The sequence below is a fragment of the Pseudomonadota bacterium genome (assembly GCA_010028905.1).
Classification (GTDB): domain Bacteria; phylum Vulcanimicrobiota; class Xenobia; order RGZZ01; family RGZZ01; genus RGZZ01.
Map to the genome: position 1 here is coordinate 1 of RGZZ01000759.1, position 1,619 is coordinate 1,619.

2 protein-coding genes are annotated in these 1,619 nt (G+C 69.2%); both read right to left on the reverse strand.

Annotated features, from left to right (window positions below; translation table 11 throughout):
• A partial coding sequence (locus tag EB084_25040; GenBank protein ID NDD31530.1) for a lipase family protein occupies positions 1-822 on the reverse strand: 822 nt, incomplete at its 3' end.
• Positions 823-912: 90 nt separating this feature from the next.
• Positions 913-1,619: hypothetical protein (locus EB084_25045; GenBank protein ID NDD31531.1), on the reverse strand; the 707-nt coding region annotated here is incomplete at its 5' end.

Genomic DNA, 1,619 nt, shown 5'->3' on the forward strand with positions numbered 1-1,619 from the left:
GTTCGACACCAGATGATCGGTGAGCCCCTCGTGGAAGCTCGCGCCGCGGGTTGCCACGGCCCGAGCCAGGGCGGTGGTGGTCCAGCAGTGCGCCTCGCCGCCCACGGTGAGACAGCCGTCGAGACCGATGTGCACCAGAGTCTGCACGTGATCGTAGAAGAACACGTCATCAGCCAGGTTCTTCACCGCATCGAGGAGACCCGCACCCACCGGGCGGTTCTCGCCGGACGACGTCGTGCGCTGCGCGGCCACGGGATACTCGGGTATCATGTCGAGCCGGTTCACCACGCGATACACCGTGGCCACGTACTGCTCGCAGAAGCGACGGTTCCCCACGCGGGGCGCGCCGAAGGTGTAGGTCGCGCGCGGCGCCTTCCCCAGGCGCGTCAGCCGATGGGCGGCCAGCTTGGCCAGCGCGCCGCCGAGAGAATGCCCGGTGACGAAGAGAGGTCTCTCACCCAGCCCCACCAGTCGTTCGCAGATCTCGTCCCACGACTGCTCGAGGGCGGTGGCAAAGCCCAGATGCACCCGCCCGTCGTAGGGCTTCACGACCGTGAGCGGCGCGATGGAATCGGTGATCCAGTTGGGGAGCGTGACCGGGTCGCTCCCGCGAAACCCCAGCACCGCATGGGTGTCGCACACGCCCACATACCCTCGCGTGCGCGTCACCCCGTGGACGAAGGGCGTCGCGCGCAGGCCCAGGCGCAGCAGGGCCTCGGCCTCAGGTGACCGGCGGTACGCCACATCGGCGGCGTGAGCCAGATAGAGTGCGTTCTCGCGATGAAAGCCCGCTTCGTGAGGATGGAACGGCAGCGCGGCCATGACTCTCCTGGAGGTCCACGCGATCTGAGCGCCCCGGCTCAGCCCGTGAGGTGGAAGGACGTCCGTCAGGCCCCCGTGGGTGGTCTCGGTTCAGTGCCTGCGGCGGCCGCCCATCGAGCCGTTGGTTGGCAGATACGTCAGATCTTCCTGCCGCTGAATCATGTGGAGGTCGAACGGTGGGGCCTCGTAGACCGAGGGCGCGTCGTCGATCTGTTCCATCGACCGCGCCGTCGTGTCGGGTCGCGCAGCGTTGTCGCGCACCATCATCTCGGGGTCGCTCTGGCCGCCGATCGGCGCGACCGCCGCGTGCTGCGGAGCGGTGACGTGGGCGGCGGCGGCGGGAGCCTGCACCCGCGCCGGAGGCGTGAAGTGGCGGGGCGTCGTGGCCACCGCTGGGGCCGGTCGCACCGGCGCGCTGCTCACATTGACGACGATGCCCGGCGCCGGGCCCCGCGTCTTGCAATAGCGCATGGGAGCCTGCAGGAACGACTGCTGACAGGCGACGCTGTCGAAGGTGAAGACCTGACCGTCGATGCGGCAGGTTCCCGCGGCCGTGCGCGCGTCGAAGCGCCGATGGCAGACGGGATCGATGCCCCAGACCGACGTCGTCGCCTTCGCGGATGCCGCTCGCGCCGTGTAGGCGCGGGCCATCGAGAGATGCACGCCTCCAGCCAGAAGGGTGAATGTGAGCGCCGCGATGGCCAGTCGGCTGGCGACGCGCACGATGGCGCGCTGCCTGTTGCGACGGGCGTAGACGACCTCGATGGGCAAGGTCTCGAAGTTGTTCAGGGCGATCT